This window comes from Azospirillum canadense, assembly GCF_025961225.1.
GTDB classification, from domain to species: Bacteria; Pseudomonadota; Alphaproteobacteria; order Azospirillales; family Azospirillaceae; genus Azospirillum; species Azospirillum canadense.
On sequence record NZ_JAOQNG010000001.1, the window covers coordinates 2,544,436 to 2,559,282 of the forward strand.

At 67.8% G+C, this 14,847-nt stretch carries 18 protein-coding genes and 1 tRNA gene; 9 read left to right on the forward strand and 10 right to left on the reverse strand.

Annotated features, from left to right (window positions below):
• Positions 1 to 462 precede the first annotated feature (462 nt).
• Positions 463 to 852: a response regulator gene (locus tag M2351_RS12065; protein ID WP_264656301.1), complete on the reverse strand. Its 390-nt coding sequence runs from the start codon at positions 850 to 852 to the stop codon at positions 463 to 465.
• Positions 853 to 1,009: 157 nt separating this feature from the next.
• Between M2351_RS12065 and M2351_RS12070 the strand changes: the two genes are divergently transcribed.
• Positions 1,010 to 1,858: a DUF4743 domain-containing protein gene (locus tag M2351_RS12070; RefSeq protein ID WP_264656302.1), complete on the forward strand. Its 849-nt coding sequence runs from the start codon at positions 1,010 to 1,012 to the stop codon at positions 1,856 to 1,858.
• Between the two features lie 221 nt (positions 1,859 to 2,079).
• Here M2351_RS12070 and M2351_RS12075 read toward each other — a convergent pair whose 3' ends face one another.
• The 3 genes from M2351_RS12075 to M2351_RS12085 all read right to left on the reverse strand — a co-directional run bounded on the left by M2351_RS12075 (position 2,080) and on the right by M2351_RS12085 (position 4,874).
• A complete protein-coding gene (locus M2351_RS12075) occupies positions 2,080 to 3,621 on the reverse strand; it encodes a PAS domain-containing hybrid sensor histidine kinase/response regulator (RefSeq protein WP_264656303.1) in 1,542 nt (513 codons plus the stop codon).
• Positions 3,622 to 3,826: 205 nt separating this feature from the next.
• Positions 3,827 to 4,678 (reverse strand): tRNA glutamyl-Q(34) synthetase GluQRS, encoded by an 852-nt coding sequence (gluQRS, locus tag M2351_RS12080; protein ID WP_264656304.1) that lies wholly within the window; start codon positions 4,676 to 4,678, stop codon positions 3,827 to 3,829.
• Between the two features lie 28 nt (positions 4,679 to 4,706).
• Positions 4,707 to 4,874: a hypothetical protein gene (locus M2351_RS12085; protein WP_209769893.1), complete on the reverse strand. Its 168-nt coding sequence runs from the start codon at positions 4,872 to 4,874 to the stop codon at positions 4,707 to 4,709.
• A gap of 434 nt (positions 4,875 to 5,308) precedes the next feature.
• Here M2351_RS12085 and M2351_RS12090 point away from each other — a divergent pair, with 434 nt between their 5' ends.
• Positions 5,309 to 5,872, forward strand: coding sequence for an HNH endonuclease (locus tag M2351_RS12090; RefSeq protein WP_209769894.1), 564 nt, complete (start codon positions 5,309 to 5,311; stop codon positions 5,870 to 5,872).
• 12 nt (positions 5,873 to 5,884) lie between these two features.
• Positions 5,885 to 6,022 carry a DUF1289 domain-containing protein gene (locus tag M2351_RS12095; protein ID WP_264656305.1) on the forward strand — a complete coding sequence of 46 codons (138 nt, stop codon included), beginning with the start codon at positions 5,885 to 5,887 and terminating at the stop codon, positions 6,020 to 6,022.
• 15 nt (positions 6,023 to 6,037) lie between these two features.
• On the opposite strand, the gene M2351_RS12100 is transcribed toward M2351_RS12095, so the two are convergent.
• Together M2351_RS12100 and M2351_RS12105 are read right to left on the reverse strand one after the other, a co-directional pair.
• Entirely contained in the window at positions 6,038 to 6,652 is a 615-nt protein-coding gene (locus M2351_RS12100; protein WP_264656306.1) for a demethoxyubiquinone hydroxylase family protein, read from the reverse strand.
• A complete protein-coding gene (locus M2351_RS12105; protein ID WP_264656307.1) occupies positions 6,649 to 7,176 on the reverse strand; it encodes a disulfide bond formation protein B in 528 nt (175 codons plus the stop codon). The genes M2351_RS12100 and M2351_RS12105 overlap by 4 nt, the downstream gene beginning before the upstream one ends.
• Before the next feature lie 109 nt (positions 7,177 to 7,285).
• On the opposite strand from M2351_RS12105, the gene M2351_RS12110 reads away from it, so the two are divergent.
• Both M2351_RS12110 and M2351_RS12115 read left to right on the forward strand, forming a co-directional pair.
• Positions 7,286 to 7,372 (forward strand) — tRNA-Leu (locus tag M2351_RS12110).
• A gap of 142 nt (positions 7,373 to 7,514) precedes the next feature.
• A complete protein-coding gene (locus tag M2351_RS12115; protein WP_264656308.1) occupies positions 7,515 to 7,934 on the forward strand; it encodes a c-type cytochrome in 420 nt (139 codons plus the stop codon).
• Between the two features lie 22 nt (positions 7,935 to 7,956).
• Here the strand turns inward: M2351_RS12115 and M2351_RS12120 are convergent, their stop codons facing one another.
• Positions 7,957 to 8,514, reverse strand: coding sequence for a rhodanese-like domain-containing protein (locus M2351_RS12120; RefSeq protein WP_264656309.1), 558 nt, complete (start codon positions 8,512 to 8,514; stop codon positions 7,957 to 7,959).
• Between the two features lie 442 nt (positions 8,515 to 8,956).
• Here M2351_RS12120 and M2351_RS12125 point away from each other — a divergent pair, with 442 nt between their 5' ends.
• From M2351_RS12125 to M2351_RS12140, 4 genes are all read left to right on the forward strand, one after another.
• Positions 8,957 to 9,949 (forward strand): ABC transporter substrate-binding protein, encoded by a 993-nt coding sequence (locus tag M2351_RS12125; protein WP_264656310.1) that lies wholly within the window; start codon positions 8,957 to 8,959, stop codon positions 9,947 to 9,949.
• Positions 9,949 to 10,710, forward strand: coding sequence for an ABC transporter permease (locus tag M2351_RS12130; protein ID WP_264656311.1), 762 nt, complete (start codon positions 9,949 to 9,951; stop codon positions 10,708 to 10,710). The genes M2351_RS12125 and M2351_RS12130 overlap by 1 nt, the downstream gene beginning before the upstream one ends.
• Positions 10,601 to 11,410, forward strand: coding sequence for an ABC transporter ATP-binding protein (locus M2351_RS12135; RefSeq protein WP_406567379.1), 810 nt, complete (start codon positions 10,601 to 10,603; stop codon positions 11,408 to 11,410). Before M2351_RS12130 ends, M2351_RS12135 begins: the two co-directional genes overlap by 110 nt.
• 182 nt (positions 11,411 to 11,592) lie before the next feature.
• Positions 11,593 to 12,012, forward strand: a complete 420-nt coding sequence (locus M2351_RS12140; protein WP_264656312.1) for a hypothetical protein — start codon at positions 11,593 to 11,595, stop codon at positions 12,010 to 12,012.
• 4 nt (positions 12,013 to 12,016) lie between these two features.
• Here M2351_RS12140 and M2351_RS12145 read toward each other — a convergent pair whose 3' ends face one another.
• The 3 genes from M2351_RS12145 to M2351_RS12155 are packed head-to-tail and all read right to left on the reverse strand — an operon-like array spanning position 12,017 to position 14,629.
• On the reverse strand, positions 12,017 to 12,670 hold the full coding sequence (locus M2351_RS12145) for a response regulator (protein ID WP_264656313.1): 654 nt from the start codon (positions 12,668 to 12,670) through the stop codon (positions 12,017 to 12,019).
• Positions 12,667 to 12,864: a hypothetical protein gene (locus M2351_RS12150; protein WP_264656314.1), complete on the reverse strand. Its 198-nt coding sequence runs from the start codon at positions 12,862 to 12,864 to the stop codon at positions 12,667 to 12,669. Before M2351_RS12150 ends, M2351_RS12145 begins: the two co-directional genes overlap by 4 nt.
• A 13-nt stretch (positions 12,865 to 12,877) precedes the next feature.
• Positions 12,878 to 14,629 carry a methanol/ethanol family PQQ-dependent dehydrogenase gene (locus M2351_RS12155; RefSeq protein WP_264656315.1) on the reverse strand — a complete coding sequence of 584 codons (1,752 nt, stop codon included), beginning with the start codon at positions 14,627 to 14,629 and terminating at the stop codon, positions 12,878 to 12,880.
• Between the last annotated feature and the right edge of the window lie 218 nt (positions 14,630 to 14,847).

Genomic DNA, 14,847 nt, shown 5'->3' on the forward strand with positions numbered 1-14,847 from the left:
CGGTCGATTTGGCAGTCGATGTGAGAAGCGCAGTCGATGTGAAAAGCGATGTGAACGTGACGGTGATGGCCAGCCGGCGCCCGGACCCATGCCCGGATGCCGTTTGTCGGAAACTCGCTGGACCGTGCCGATCACGCCATCGACCTCCAGTGCCGTTTCGCGCCTTAACCCAGTTCGGCGCTTCGGTTAACCGTAAGTGTGCCCACCAATCCTTAACAACATCCTGCTCTGCAAACGGTGTCACAAAGACATTAACGCATGGACGAGGTCCATGATCCACCTCTTCCAAAGAGAGATGGTGAAGCTCATCACAGCAGATCAACAAGGCGGAATTTTGGTGAAGGGGGCTTGCTCCGGTGGCCGACCTCGAACGGGGCCATCCGGAACACGGCCCGAATCAAAGACTTGGCAGTCTTGCAACAGGTTGGGGGAAAAGTTGTGACCGCGAGCCCGGCCGCTGGCTCAACCGAGTTTCGCGCTCAGGCATTCCGTCAGCGATTCCGGGGTGGCCGGCTTCAGGATGAAAATGTCGGCGCCCAGCGCCGCCGCCTCGTCCATGCGGGCCTGGTCGGTGCGGTTGGTCATGAAGACCACCGGTAGCGCCCGGTCGCGCGGGTTGGGGCTGGCGCGCAGCGACTTCAGGAAGCCCAACCCGTCCATGGGTTGCATCTCCACGTCGCAGACCACGACGTCCGGGGCGTGCGCCCGGACGACGGCCAGCCCGGCCTCCCCGTCCGCAGCCTGGTGAACGGCCTTGAAACCCAGCGTGCCGAGCATCTTCGCCAGCACCATGCGGGTAAAGCTCTCGTCCTCGATGACCAGCACCGACCAGTCCCCGAACGCGCCCGCCATCGGTTCGTCCCCCGCCCCCAATGCCAAGGGCGGCCACTCGCCCGGCACGCCTGCATTTGAGTACGAGGTGTACGCCGCGGCGGCGGCCATTGCAACCGGATGCCGATCCACCAAAGGCGCCTTGCGCCACCCCGCCGCCGGGGATACACGGGAGAGCATGAGCTTCCTCGATCACATTCGCGCGTGCAACGCGCACGACCTCTCCGGCTTCCGTCCATTCGACGTCGAGGGGCACCGCATCGGCTGGATCCGCCACGCGCTGGCGGAACGGCTGCCCGAGGTCGATCCGGGATTCGTCGTGACGGCCGACCGTGTGACGCTGGCGCCGGAGCTGCGCGATTTCGAGGCGCGTTCCGCCACGCTGGAGCACGCCGCGCAGTTCCTGGTCGAGGACGGGGCGGTCAAGTCCCTGCGCAACGAGTTCTACCCGGTGCTGCCCAAATGGGGTGCGGAGCCGCTGATGCGCATCGACCGCGCGGCGGTGGCCCAGTTCGGCATCGCCGCCTACGGCATCCACGTGAACGGCTTTGTCCGGCAAGACGATGGAAGCCTCGCCCTGTGGGTCGGCCACCGCGCCCGCGACCGCGAGGTGGCGCCCGGCCAGTTCGACAACCTGATCGCCGGCGGCCAGCCGATCGGCCTGTCGCTCGCCGAGAACCTGGTCAAGGAAGCGCAGGAGGAGGCGGGCATCGGCGCCGACCTCGCCGCCCGCGCCCTGCCGGTCGGCGCCCTGTCCTACGTCATGGAGACGCAGGCCGGGCTGAAGCGCGACACGCTGTTCCTCTACGACCTGGAACTCGACCCCGGTTTCGTGCCGGCCAACACCGACGGCGAAGTCGAGAAATTCGAGCTGTGGCCCCTGGACCGTGTCGCGGAGTCGGTGCGGACGACTGGGGACTGGAAGTTCAACGTGAACCTCGTGGTCATCGACTTCCTGGTCCGCCATGGCTGGCTGAAGCCGGAGGAGCCGGACTACCTGGACATCGTCGCCGGCCTGCGGCGTTAAAGCGGATTGCGATCCACTTTGGACTGCGACCGCAGTCCCGGCCGCCCATGCGGCCGAAGCTTGGCCTCTCGCGGGAACGAAGTTCCCGCTGGCGGCAGGCGGATGCCAAAGGCATCCGCTGAGAGCCGGCGAATGAGGCCATTTGGATTTAAGGCGAACGGAATTTCGCTTTAGGCCTGTTCACCCCTCTCCCTGCTCCGCAGGGAGAGGGTCTGCTCCCGTCAATCGGCGGCGACCATGGGGCGGGTCCGCACGGTGGTGAGCTGGGTCGACAGCTCCGTCAGGGTCACCGGCTTGTGCAGGACGGCGAAGCCGCTGAGCCGCGCCTCCCGGATGCGGTCGGGGTTGGTGTCCCCGGTCAGCACGATGGCCGGAATCGGGGTGCCGAGCAGGGCGTGCACGTCGCGAATCGCCTCCACCCCCGTTCGGCTGTGGCGCAGGCGGTAATCGGCGATGATCACGTCGGGCAGCCGCTCCGCCCCCTCCAGGAGGCGTAGCGCCTCTTCCCCCGAGGGGGCGGCCAGCACGTCCCAGCCCCACTGCTCCAGCACCATGCGCAGGCTTTCCAGGATCAGCGCCTCGTCGTCGATGAGAAGCGCCAGCCCGCAGTCGCCGTCCAGATCGCTCCATGTCCGGCCCGCCGGCGCGGGCTGCGACGCGATGTGCATCGGTACCTCCACGGAAAAACGGGTTCCCCGGCCGGGCGAGGAGCGCACGGTGACCGGCAGGCCCAGCAGCCGCGACAGCCGCTTCACCACCGCGAGGCCGAGGCCGAGCCCCCGCGCGCGGTCGCGCTCCGCGTTGCCGAGCTGGACGAATTCCTCGAAGATGTCCTCCAGCCTGTCGGTCGGCACCCCGACGCCGCTGTCCACCACGTCGATGCGCAGGACGCCGCCGCGCAACCGGCATCCGACGAGCACGCCGCCGACGCCGGTGTATTTCAGGGCGTTGTCCAGCAGGTTGCGCAGAAGGCGCTCCAGCAGCGCGGCGTCGGTGTGGACCCACGCGCCGGTCGGCCGGACGTGCAGGCGCAGCCCCTTCCCATAGGCGCGTGGGCCATAGTCCGCCCGCAGGCGTTCGAGCAGGTCGGCCAACGGAAAGGGCGCCGGTTCCGGCACGACGATGCCGGCGTCGAGCCGCGCCACGTCGAGCAGGGCGTCGAGCAGGGCGCGCAGGGCCTCGACCGCCTGGTTCAGGCTGTGCACCAGCGGCATCTGCGCGTGGCCACGCAGCCGGTCGGCCAGCAGGGCGCCGAACAGGGTCAGCGACTGCGCGGGCTGGCGCAGGTCGTGGCTGGCGGCGGCCAGGAAATTTGCCTTGGAGCGGTTGGCGCGCTTCGCCTCCTCCTTGGCGGTGCGCAGACGGTCCTCGCGGTCGCGTGCGTCCTTCTCGGCGCGTATGCGCCGGCCGGCGTCCACGCCGGTCACCACAAGGCCGGGCTCCGCGCCCTCCACCGACGGCAGCGGCGCCACGGTCAGGTCCAGCCAGTGGTCGTCGGCACGCAGGGTCAGCGTGCGGCACATCCCGTCGCCGGCCGCGGCCAGGGCGTCGCCGAGCCGGTGCCCCGCGTCGTCGGCCCCGCCCCATAGGAAGGCCGCCGCAAAGGGCTGCCCGATCAGCGCTTCCCGCGCCACGTTGGCGAGGCGTTGTGCCGCCGCGTTCATATCGGTGATGCGCCCATGGCCGTCGAGGACCACGACGAGCACCCCCAGCGCATCAAAGACCCGCTGCGCGTCCGCGGGATTCTGCAGAGCAGGGATCACTGCCCCGGATGGCGCCACCCGCATTGTCGACCCCCGTCTGGGATCCTGCGTCCGAGATTCGTCATCTCGGATCCGGCCCGGCGGGTTGATCAGCCACCGGACATTCAAACTCTTTAGAAAGATACGCTGAAATTACGGATGATTCCAGGTGGGCTGTTTCGACTCATGACGTTCTTCGGATCGATATGAGACCTGCGGATGATGATCATAGGTCGTTCGGAAAGCCGGCCAATGCACGCACCGCGGACGGTTCCAGCCCCGCTTCCCTGAGGGAACGCAGGGATTTCGTCTGGTCGCGCTTGGCCAGCCTCTCGCCGCGCTCGTTCGTCAGCAAGGAATGGTGATGGTAGTCGGGAGGCTCGGCTCGCAGAAGCGCCTGGAGCAGGCGGTGAATGTGGGTCGCGAAGAAAAGGTCCTCGCCGCGCGTCACCAGCGTCACGCCCTGGAGGTGGTCGTCCACCGTGACGGCGAGGTGGTAGCTGGTCGGCGTGTCCTTGCGGGCCAGCACGACGTCGCCCAGGATCTCCGGCGTCGCCTCCTGCCAGCCGCGGGCGCGGTCGTGCCAGCGCAGGGGCCCGGTGACGGCCATGGCCCTCGCCACGTCGAGGCGGAGCGCGTAGGCCGCGCCCTCCGCCATTCGCTCGCGCCGCAGGGAATCGTCCAGATGGCGGCAGGTGCCGGGGTACAGCGGCCCGTCCGGGCCGTGCGGGGCATGGCCGGCGCGGGCGATCTCCGCGGCGATGTCCTTGCGCGTGCAGAAACAGGGATAGACGACGCCGAGGTCGCGGAGCCGCGCCAGGGCGGCGCGGTGGTCGTCCAGATGATCCGACTGGCGGCGGACGGGCGTCTCCCACGTCAGCCCGAGCCACGCCAGGTCTTCCATCAGGTCGCGTTCGAACTCCGGCCGGCAGCGCTGGGGATCGATGTCCTCGATGCGCAGCAGGAACCGCCCGCCCGCCGACTTGGCGGCCCGCCAGCCAAACAGGGCGGAATGGGCGTGCCCGAGATGAAGGTGGCCGGTCGGGCTCGGCGCAAAGCGGGTGACGTCGTCGGTCATGCCCGCTCTTATACCCGAACGAACGGGCTCAGATGTAGGGGTTGTCCTTGATCGGCTCGACCGGGATGTCCTCGCCTTCGAGATACATGGCGAGCCGGCGGCGCAGCTCGCGGTCGAAGGCGTCGATGCGGCGCTGGCGGTCGCGCTCCTCGCGTTCGGCGCGCTTCTCGGCGAGGCTGATGATGATGGCGCTCATGGATGTCCCCCTAAGCCGGGTCCCCTTCCACCGCCCTCCCACGGGCGGTTTCGGGAAACCCGCGAAACCTGCTTGGAATGCGGGGCAACCATCGCAGAGCATGGTTAACGCGAGGTAACCATGACAGCCAAAAATAGCGTCGGCGCTGCGACGCGGATGGGGTGACGGGATTTGTCACACCGCCTCCCAAACGGCGGGGAAGCGCCCGGGGAACGGCCGGCTCGCGCAAAGTTCCGGGCCTTTTCCGCCCCGTGCCTCTCCATCGATCGGGTTACAGGATCGTGAAGAATTGCCGCAGCGAGGCCCGAGATGTTGAGATTGCGGGACGGATCATCTATCTATCTGGTGTGCCGTACATCCGTTGGGGCTTTTTTCCGGCGGAATGGACGGACGGCCAGAAACGATCCAGAACGATCCAGACAAGGGAGTGGCCATTGGCTCCACCACCCGATCACTGTCCGGCTCTGGTGCTGAACGCAGACTTTCGTCCGCTCAGCTACTTCCCGCTGTCGCTATGGTCATGGCAGGAAGCGGTCAAGGCCGTCTTCCTGGACCGGGTGAACATCATCTCCGAATATGACCGCACGGTTCGCTCCCCCAGCTTCGAAATCAAGCTGCCCAGCGTCATTTCGCTGAAGGAGTTCATTCCGGCGACACGGCGGCCGGCTTTCACGCGCTTCAACGTGTTCCTGCGCGACCGCTTCGCCTGCCAGTACTGCGGCCGCCCGTTTCCGACGCAGGAACTGACCTTCGACCATGTCATCCCGCGGTCGCGCGGCGGGCGCACCACCTGGGACAACGTCGTCACCTCCTGCTCGGCCTGCAACCTGGCGAAGGGAAACAGGCTGCCGCACACCTGCGGCATGATCCCTCTCAGTCCTCCCTTCCAGCCGACCGCCTACGAGCTTCAAGAGAACGGACGAGCCTTCCCGCCAAACTTCCTCCATGAAAGTTGGCGGGATTTTCTTTATTGGGACACCGAATTGGATCCCATGTGAACGGCGGGCATCATGGACGAGGAAGAAAACGTCTGCATCGGCATCTGCATCATCGGCGAGGACGGCCGGTGCGAAGGGTGCGGACGCACGGAGGACGAGATCTACGGAACGCCCGCGCCGGCGGAAACCGGCGCGGGCCCGTTGGATTAGGCGCCCGATTGACCGCTACACCCGTTCGGCCAGCCAGATGGCCGCCTTGGTGCCCGCCTTGATGGCGGCGGACAGGACCGGGTAGCCGGGCGCCTGCTCGGCCCCGTTGGTCAGCCCGATGTCGCGGTGCTCCATCTCCTCCGCCTGGAACTTGAGGATGGAGGTTTTCAGCTCCGCCTCCTCGGGGCCGAGGTGCTTCAGCTGCGACTCGTAGTGGCCGTCGATGACCTCCTCGACCGCCACAGTGCAGGCCATCGCCGCCCGTTCCCCCAGGACCGCCGTGCCGGCGCCCAGCAGGAAGCCGGCCACGTGCCAGAAGGGCTGCAACAGCGTGGGCCGCACTTGGCGCGCGTTCAGCTGACCCTCGAAATAGCGCAGGTGCTCCAGTTCCTGGTCGGCCATGTGGCGCAGCGTCCGGCCGTGCCGGCCCTTGCCCATTACCGAAATCTGCCCTTCGTAGATGCGCTTGGCGCCGTATTCGCCGGCGTGGTCCACGCGGACGATGCGGGCCAGCCGCTCCTCCGGAGTCGGGTCGCCGGGCAGCCGGCCGCAGGGCTTTTTAGGCTCCGCGGGCTTGGCGATGACGGCGCCGGTGGCGGTGGCGGTGGAGCGTTCGTCGAGCGGGGTCATGCGAAGGTCCTGGTGGCCGTGGTCCGGATGTAGGCGCTGCGCGCGGCCAGGAAGGCGAAGGCGGACAGGGCCAGCGAGATGAGGACATTGTAGCCGGCCATCGACACGCCGAACAGCGACCAGGCCACCTCGTCGCAGCGCGTCACGGGCGCGGCCAGCACCTGGGCGCGCAACTCCTCCAGCGTCTGCGGGGCGTGGCCGGTGGAACCGCAGGCCGAGGTGCCGGCCCACCAGTGCTGCTCCACCCCCACATGGTAGGCGGCGATGCCGGCCCCGGCGAGCAGCGCGAACCCGCTGGCCACCAGCAGGGCGTCGCCGAGCCCCTTCCACTGCCGGAACAGCAGCGTCGCGATGGAGAAGGCGATCACCGCCCCGTAGGGCACCCGCTGCCACAGGCACAGAACGCAGGGCTGGTAGCCCAGCGCGAACTGGAAGAACAGCGCCGCCGCCAGGATCCCGGCGCTGGCGATCGCCAGGAACGCTGCGGGGAAGCGCGGGTCATCGAGAGCGAAACGGTTCATCATGACGGGAAGATTAGCGCGCGGACCGGCCTTCGACCAGACGCTGTGAGGCGCGGCGCGGAAAACTCTTTGTCGAAACGGCAAATCCCCTCTATATAGCGGGCACCGGTTTGCGAGAGTGGCGGAACTGGTAGACGCAGTGGACTCAAAATCCACCGGCCGCAAGGTCTTAGGGGTTCGATTCCCCTCTCTCGCACCAATCTCCCCACAGGCGCTGCGGGCTTGTTCTAAAGTCCAATTAGGCGGCGAAGCTCCCGCTCCTATGATGCGCCGCATCGACGTCCGCGGCGCCCGATATCCTGGGACCGGTCGCGGGCCATCGACACCGGGGAGCCTTTTCCATGACCACCACCAAATCCACCGCCGCGAAATCCGCTATTCTCGCGCTCGTCGCCGGCACCCTGCTCGCCTCCGGCACGGCGCTCGCCCAGGGCAGCGGTCCGAAGCCCAAGTCCGCGGAGGAAGCCGCCGGCCAGCAGGTGTTCCACCAGTGCGCGGCCTGCCATTCGCTGGACAGCAGCAAGAACGCCTTCGGCCCCAGCCTGTACAACGTCGTCGGCCGCAAGGCCGGGAGCATCCCGCGCTTCGACTATTCGGACGCGCTGAAGGCGTCCAACATCACCTGGACGGAGAACAACCTGCGCCAGTGGATCGCCGGCAACGACAAGTTCGTTCCCGGCACCCGCATGCGCCACGTCGCCATCACCGACCGCGCTGAGCAGGATTACCTGATCGCCTTCCTGAAGACGCTGAAGCAGTGACGGCCAGCCGGCCGGGCCCGCCTCACCGATCGGCCACCGGCAGCGGTTTGGCCTCCTCGGTGGGCAGCCCGGCCTCGGCCCAGCCGTCCATCCCGTCGCGGAACCAGTAGACCCGGCGGTAGTCCATCGCCAGCGCCCGCTTCGCCGCGTTCCACGACATCCAGCAGTCGGCCAGGCAGTAGAACATCAGGCCCCGGTCGCGGTCGCCCTTGGTCAGATCCTCCAGCCGGCCGCGGAAATAGCCCTCCAACTCCGGCGTCAGGGCGCCCAGGCCGACGTTGGGCAGCCAAACGCCGCCGGGGATCTGCGGGAAGGGCTTCGGGACGATCCAGGGGCCGCCGGGCAGCGTGCTGCGGTCGAGCTTCAAGACATTGACCGGCAGGGCTCCACCCGCCTCCACCAGCGCGCGGGCCTGGGCGGTGTCCACCGTGACCGCCCCCGGCAGTTCGGCCGGCGTCGGGGAGCGGTAGTTGGCCATGCGGTAGCCGTCAGGGATCGGAACCGGCTCCGTCGCCAGCGCGGCACCTGACAGGAACGCCAGCAGAAGCGCCGTTCCGGCGCAGCGTGTCAGTCCCCGCATCCCGATCCTCCCCCCGATTTTTCCGGTGGCCCCACGAAATCGCCGGGGTCCGGAAGGGTCAAGTTGCCCGATAGTCGAATACCGGGGGGTGCGAAGCGGAACCTATCCTTGTCCTCCGAATTCACGCGCGACCTACTGTCGCTGAACCGGTTGTCCTGCCGATGCCCAACTTGCAAAAGATGACCGGAAATACCATCATCAGGCTCGGGAGACAGGGGGGGCTAGACCCCTGCCTCCCGGCCCGATCCCTACCGGTTCAGGAGATCAAGGATCACCTTGACCACCTGAAGCAGCAGGATCAGGAGCGTCAGGATTTTCTCCATCCTCGACATCTCCTTGTTATGTGGCACGGGCGGTGGCCTTTCCGCCGCCCTGTCCACTGCGCAACTGTGACGCGACGCATCCCGCACACATACGCAATTTTTGTCGCAGGGGCTCGCCCATGCGCCTGATGTCCCTCGCCCGTGTTTTCGCGGCCCTTATCTTTCTGGTGATGAGCGTTCCCGGGCCGGCCAATGCCGCCGGGAAGCCGACGGTGACCGTCGGCGTGCTGAAGTTCGGCACGGTCAGCTGGGAACTGGACGTCATCCGGCAGCACCACCTGGACGAGGCCGCGGGCTTTGAGCTGAAGCTCGTGGAGCTTGCCGGCAGTCAGGCGACGCAGGTGGCATTGCAAGCCGGATCGGTGGACCTGATCGCCAGCGACTGGCTGTGGGTGGCGCGCCAGCGCGCGGCCGGCGCTGACCTGACCTTCATCCCCCATTCCGCCGCGGTCGGCGCGCTGGTGGTCCCGGCGGACTCGGCCATCCGCGGCGTGGCCGACCTGCGCGGCAAGCGCATTGGCGTGGCCGGCACGCCCATCGACAAAAGCTGGCTTCTGCTGAAGGCACTGGCCCGCGACCGCTACCAGCTCGACCTGAACGCGGAGGCCAAGCCGACCTACGCCGCCCCACCGCTGCTGAACCAGAAGATCGCGGCGGGCGAACTGGACGCCGCGCTGAACTTCTGGCCCTACGCCGCCCGGCTGGAGGCGGCGGGCATGCGCCCGGTCATCGGGGTCGGGGAGATGATGCGGCAGCTGGGCCTGGACGCGGACGTCCCGGCGGTCGGCTACGTCTTCCACGAATCCTGGGCCAAGGCGAAGCCGGAGGTTCTCGCGGGCTTCGTCGAGGCGTCGGCCAAGGCGAAGGAGATCATGGCCCGCTCCGACGCGGAGTGGGAGCGGCTGCGCCCGCTGATGCAGGCGGAGGACGAGGCGACCTGGCGCGCCTTGCGCGACCATTTCCGCGCCGGCATCCCCAAGCGCTGGACGGAGGAGGAGCGCGCGGGTGCCGCGACGCTCTACGCCCTGATGGCGTCGCTTGGCGGGCGGGACTTGGTCGGTGACGCGGCCACCCTGCCCGACGGCACCTTCTGGCCGGCGGTCCGCTTCTGATGCCGGGGCTGCGGCGCTTGCTCCCGATCCTGTCGCTGGCGTTGCTGGTGGGGCTGTGGGCATTGGCCGCCGACCTGGCGTCCAGCCGCGCCCTGCCCGGCCCCGCCGCCGTGCTGGAGGCGCTGGTGCGCGAGGCGTCGAGCGGCGCGCTGTTCCACCATCTGGGCGTCACGCTGGCGCGCATGGCCGCGGCCTTCGTGATCGCCATGTCCGTGGGCTCGGCGCTGGGCATCCTGCTCGGCCGCTCCGACGCGGCGGACCGGCTGTTCGGGCCGTGGCTGACCGTGTTCCTGAACATCCCCGCGCTGGTGGTGATCGTGCTGGCCTATGTGTGGTTCGGCCTGACCGAGGCGGCGGCGATCGGCGCCGTCGCGGTCAACAAGATTCCCAACGCGACCGTCGTGCTGCGCGAAGGGGCGCGCGCCATCGACGAGCAGTATGTGGAGATGGCGCGGACCTTCCGCATGGCGCGGTCCGACGTGCTGCGCCACGTCATCCTGCCCCAGCTCACCCCCTACTTTGCCGCAGCGGCGCGGTCCGGCCTGGCTCTGATCTGGAAGATCGTGCTGGTGGTCGAGTTGCTGGGCCGCAGCGACGGGGTTGGGTTCCAGATCAACCTGTACTTCCAGATGTTCGATGTGGCCGGCATTCTTGCGTACACCGTCGCCTTCGTGGCCGTCGTCCAACTCCTCGAGCTTTGCGTCCTGCAACCCGTCGAAAGCCGGCTCACCCGCTGGCGGCCGGTGCGCGCTGAGGCTTGAGATCCGCGCCAAGCGTTTCGCCGGGCGGGAGGCCATCCGCGGCCTGACGCTGGAGGCGATGCCGGCCGAGTTCGTCGCGCTGGTCGGCCCGAGCGGCTGCGGCAAGACCACGACGCTGAACATCGCCGCCGGCCTGGACCGCGCCTTCGAAGGGTCGGTGGAGTTTGGGAACGGCGCGCCCGTGCTGGGCTACGTCTTCCAGAATCCGCGGCTTCTGCCCTGGCGCACGGTGCGGCAGAACGTGGCGCTGGTGCTGCCCAAGGCGTTGCGCGGCGGCCCGCTGGTGGACGAGTGGCTGGCCGCCATGGACCTGACGGCCGTCGCCGACCAATACCCGACCCGCCTGTCGGTCGGCATGGCCCGCCGGGTGGCGCTGGCCCGCGCCTTCGTGGTGCAGCCGGACCTGCTGCTGATGGACGAGCCCTTCGTCTCGCTGGACGAACCGACGGCGCGGCGGCTGCGCTCCCTGCTCGCCGCGACATTGGAGCGGCGCCCGGCCACCGTGCTGTTCGTCACCCACAACCTGCGCGAGGCGATCCAGCTCGCCGACCGCATCCTGGTGATGGCGCCGGGACCGACGCGGGTGGTGGCCGAGGTGCCGGTGGCTGTTCCGCGCGGGATGCGCGACGACGCCATGGTGGAGGCCTTCCGCGCGGAGCTTCTGGCCCGCCCGGAAGCGGCGTTTCGGGTGCTGGCGTAACCTGCGTAGGTTGGGTGGAGCGCAGCGCAACCCAACACACGCTTCCATGCCGACGATGCTGGGTTGCGGCTGCGCCTCCACCCAACCTACGCGCCACAAGCGGCCGAAAATCAGCACCAAACTGTGAACCAGCTCACACCCGTGCGGACGGGCGGCGCCCATGATTTCCGACGGAGGTGATCATGCGAACCCTGATCCTGTCCTTCCTTCTGCTGGGCGCCGCCACCGCGCTCTTATCGGGACCGGCTCCGGCCGGGGAGATCGTCATCCTGGATTCCGGCAGCCGCCACCGCGGCGACCGGGCGCGGGATTCGGTCCTGTTCAACGACCCGTTCGGCGGGTCCATCATCATCCTGGAGCGGCCCAGCCGCGATGAAGAGCTGGGGCGGCGCGACCCCGGGCTGGAGGCGCGGCGGGCGTCGCGCAAGGCCAGCGTCCTGCGGCGCAGCAAGGACCACCCGCTGCCGAGCTTCGACGAGGAGTTCTTCGACGCGCCGCTGTTCCTGGACAGCACGGTGCCCTTCGGGTTAGGCCGCGGCGACCCCGGACGCGAAGCGGCGCGCGCCGCCGCCGACGCCCGCCGCATGAGGCTGGAGAAATGACGCTCTAGATCCCGAAACGGGCCTTTTCGAGCTGCAGCCGGTTGGCGAAGACCACTGCCTGGGTCCGGCTGTAGACCTTCAACTTCTGCAGGATCGCCGAGACGTGCGCCTTCACCGTGGTTTCGGTGATGTTCAGCTCGAAGGCGATTTCCTTGTTCAGCTTGCCGGTGCCCAGCATCTCCAGCACGCGGAGCTGCTGCGCCGTCAGGGTCGACAAGCGGCGGGCGATCTCCGCCGTCTCGTCGTCCTCGGCCGCCGCGTCTTCCTCCACCGACTCCGGCAGGTAGACCTCGCCGGCCAGGATGCGGCGGAGCGCCCCGGCGATGGCGTCGCGCGGGGTCGATTTGGGGATGAAGCCGGCCGCGCCACAACGCACCGCCTCCAGCATGACCTTGCGGTCCTCGTGCGCGGAGACGACGGCGATGGGAATGGCCGGGAATTGGCGGCGCAGGGCCACCAGTCCGGTCAGGCCGTTCATGCCCGGCATGTTGAGGTCGAGCAGGACGAGGTCCAGCTCCCCCTTCGCGGCCAGGGTCGTGACGACGTCGTCCAGGCAACCGGCCTCGTGGATTTCCTGCGCCTGGCAGGAATAGAGGACGGCGCTGCGCAGGGCGTCGCGAACCAGCGGATGGTCGTCCGCAATCAGAATTCTGCTCATGGCGTGGTTTCCACGCTCATCGTTTCGGGGGCGTTTCCTTCGGCCATGATGCCGAACGTCTCAACAATACGCAAGCCGATGGGCGATATTTGATCAAAGAAATCGGCCATGCGAAATTTCGTTTCGATCTCTTTCCATTCGATCGGCCAAGAAAAAGGCGGGCCGAACGCTTCGACCCGCCCCTTTCTGGTCATACCAGCGTGTTCATCACGCCTTCGGCAGCTTGAAGACCCAGAGCGAGCCGCCCTGGTTGATGTCCTTGACGAGCTTCGCCACATCGCCGCCCCACAGCGGGACCGCGCCACCCCAGCCGGAGACCACGGCCACATACTGCTCGCCGTCCTGCTCCCAGGTGACGGGCGAGCCGACGACGCCGGAGCCGGTGTTGAAGTGCCAGACCTCCTTGCCGGTCTTGGCATCGAAGGCCTTCAGGGCGCCTTCCGGCGTGCCGGTGAAGACGAGGTTGCCGGCGGTGGTCAGCACGCCGCCCCACAGCGGGGCCGGGTTCTTGTACTCCCACACGATCTTGCCGGTCTTCGGGTCGATCGCGCGCAGCGCGCCGATGTAGTCGTTGTAGAGCGGCTTGATGGTGAAGCCGGCACCCAGGTAGGCCGCACCCTTCTTGTAGGTGATCGGCTCGTTCCAGATGTCCATGCCCCATTCGTTGGCCGGGACGTAGAACAGCTCGGTCGCCGGGCTGTAGGCCATCGGCATCCAGTTCTTGGCGCCCAGGAAGGCCGGGGCCGCGAAGACCGACTTGCCCTTCTCCGCCGCTTCCGGCGCGCCCGGCCGGTTGTCGTCGTTGTAGACCGGGCGGCCGGTCTTCAGGTCGATCTCCTTCGCCCAGGTGATCTTGGTGACGAAGGGCGAGGCGTTCAGCAGCTTGCCGTTGGTGCGGTCGAGCACGTAGAAGAAGCCGTTGCGGTCGGCCTTGGCGCCGGCCTTGATGACCTGCCCGTCCTTCTTAAGGTCGAAGGAGACGAACTCGTTCACGCCGTCGAAGTCCCAGCCGTCGTGCGGCGTGGTCTGGTAGTGCCACTTGATCTCGCCGTTGGCCGGGTCGATGGCCAGCGTGGACGAGGTGTAGAGGTTGTCGCCCGGACGCAGGTGCGAGTTCCAGGGCGCCGGGTTACCCGTGCCGAAGAACAGCGTCTTGGTCTCCGGGTCGTAGGTGCCGCCGAGCCAGGTGGCGCCGCCGCCGGTCTTGTACAGGTCGCCCGGCCAGCTGGCGTTCAGCTTGCCGGTCATAGTCGAGTCTTTGCCGTTGAGGGTGCCCATGTTGCCCTCGACGGTCGGACGGGTCCAGACCAGCTCGCCCGTCTCGGCGTCGCGCGCCTCCACCATGCCGACGACGCCGAACTCACCGCCGGAGTTGCCGGTGATGATCTTGCCGTCGACGATCAGCGGCGCCGCGGTGGCGGAGAAGCCGGCCTGGTAGTCGGCGATCTTCTTCGACCAGACGACCTTGCCAGTGTCCTTGTTCAGCGCGACCAGCCGGGCGTCCAGCGTCGCGAAATAGACCTTGTCCTTGTAGATGGCCGCGCCGCGGTTCACCACGTCGCAGCAGGGCATGATGCCCTCGGGCAGACGGTGGTCGTACTGCCACTTCTTGTGGCCGGTCTTGGCGTCCACCGCGTAGAGGCGCGAGTAGGAGCCGGTCACGTAGATGGTGCCGTCGTGGATGATGGGCTGGGCTTCCTGCCCGCGCTGCTTCTCGCCGCCGAAGGAGAAGGACCACACCGGGACCAAGCCCTTGATCGTCTCCGGCGTCAGCTTGTCCAGCGGGCTGAAGCGCTGGGCCTGGAGCCCCATGCCGTAGGTCAGGACGTCGCCCGTCGACTTGGCATCGTTCAGGAGGTCGTCGTTGCTCGGGCCTTCAGCGGCGCCCGCTGCGGTGGACAGGCCGAGGCCGACCGCCATCGCGCTGGCCAGCAGGCAGGTGCGGAAGAGACGCTTCATGGTGCGGATACCTCCCAGGGAAATTGGCAAACGAACCGTGGGGCAAGCCGGGCCCGAACACCCGTCCAGGCCACCCAAGCTCGGATTTTATTCGGCAGAGTCTGACGGATGACGCGGCGCTCTGCTGCGCTGCGAAGCCCATATGCTTTCAACTGTAGGGCAGTCTACCGAGGGGCCGAAAACGATCCATTGGCAAATAGTAGGATGAGCGGTCGGGT

Bases quoted from the DNA above. Each gene is read 5' to 3' on its own strand.
- M2351_RS12130 (WP_264656311.1), top strand. From the start codon at position 9,949: ATGCCGGGGCTGCGGCGCTTGCTCCCGATCCTGTCGCTGGCGTTGCTG.
- M2351_RS12150 (WP_264656314.1), bottom strand. From the start codon at position 12,864: ATGACCAGAAAGGGGCGGGTCGAAGCGTTCGGCCCGCCTTTTTCTTGG.
- M2351_RS12115 (WP_264656308.1), top strand. From the start codon at position 7,515: ATGACCACCACCAAATCCACCGCCGCGAAATCCGCTATTCTCGCGCTC.
- M2351_RS12070 (WP_264656302.1), top strand. From the start codon at position 1,010: ATGAGCTTCCTCGATCACATTCGCGCGTGCAACGCGCACGACCTCTCC.
- gluQRS (WP_264656304.1), bottom strand. From the start codon at position 4,678: ATGACCGACGACGTCACCCGCTTTGCGCCGAGCCCGACCGGCCACCTT.
- M2351_RS12125 (WP_264656310.1), top strand. From the start codon at position 8,957: ATGCGCCTGATGTCCCTCGCCCGTGTTTTCGCGGCCCTTATCTTTCTG.
- M2351_RS12120 (WP_264656309.1), bottom strand. From the start codon at position 8,514: ATGCGGGGACTGACACGCTGCGCCGGAACGGCGCTTCTGCTGGCGTTC.
- M2351_RS12105 (WP_264656307.1), bottom strand. From the start codon at position 7,176: ATGATGAACCGTTTCGCTCTCGATGACCCGCGCTTCCCCGCAGCGTTC.
- M2351_RS12095 (WP_264656305.1), top strand. From the start codon at position 5,885: ATGGACGAGGAAGAAAACGTCTGCATCGGCATCTGCATCATCGGCGAG.
- M2351_RS12140 (WP_264656312.1), top strand. From the start codon at position 11,593: ATGCGAACCCTGATCCTGTCCTTCCTTCTGCTGGGCGCCGCCACCGCG.
- M2351_RS12145 (WP_264656313.1), bottom strand. From the start codon at position 12,670: ATGAGCAGAATTCTGATTGCGGACGACCATCCGCTGGTTCGCGACGCC.
- M2351_RS12100 (WP_264656306.1), bottom strand. From the start codon at position 6,652: ATGACCCCGCTCGACGAACGCTCCACCGCCACCGCCACCGGCGCCGTC.
- M2351_RS12065 (WP_264656301.1), bottom strand. From the start codon at position 852: ATGGCGGGCGCGTTCGGGGACTGGTCGGTGCTGGTCATCGAGGACGAG.
- M2351_RS12155 (WP_264656315.1), bottom strand. From the start codon at position 14,629: ATGAAGCGTCTCTTCCGCACCTGCCTGCTGGCCAGCGCGATGGCGGTC.
- M2351_RS12085 (WP_209769893.1), bottom strand. From the start codon at position 4,874: ATGAGCGCCATCATCATCAGCCTCGCCGAGAAGCGCGCCGAACGCGAG.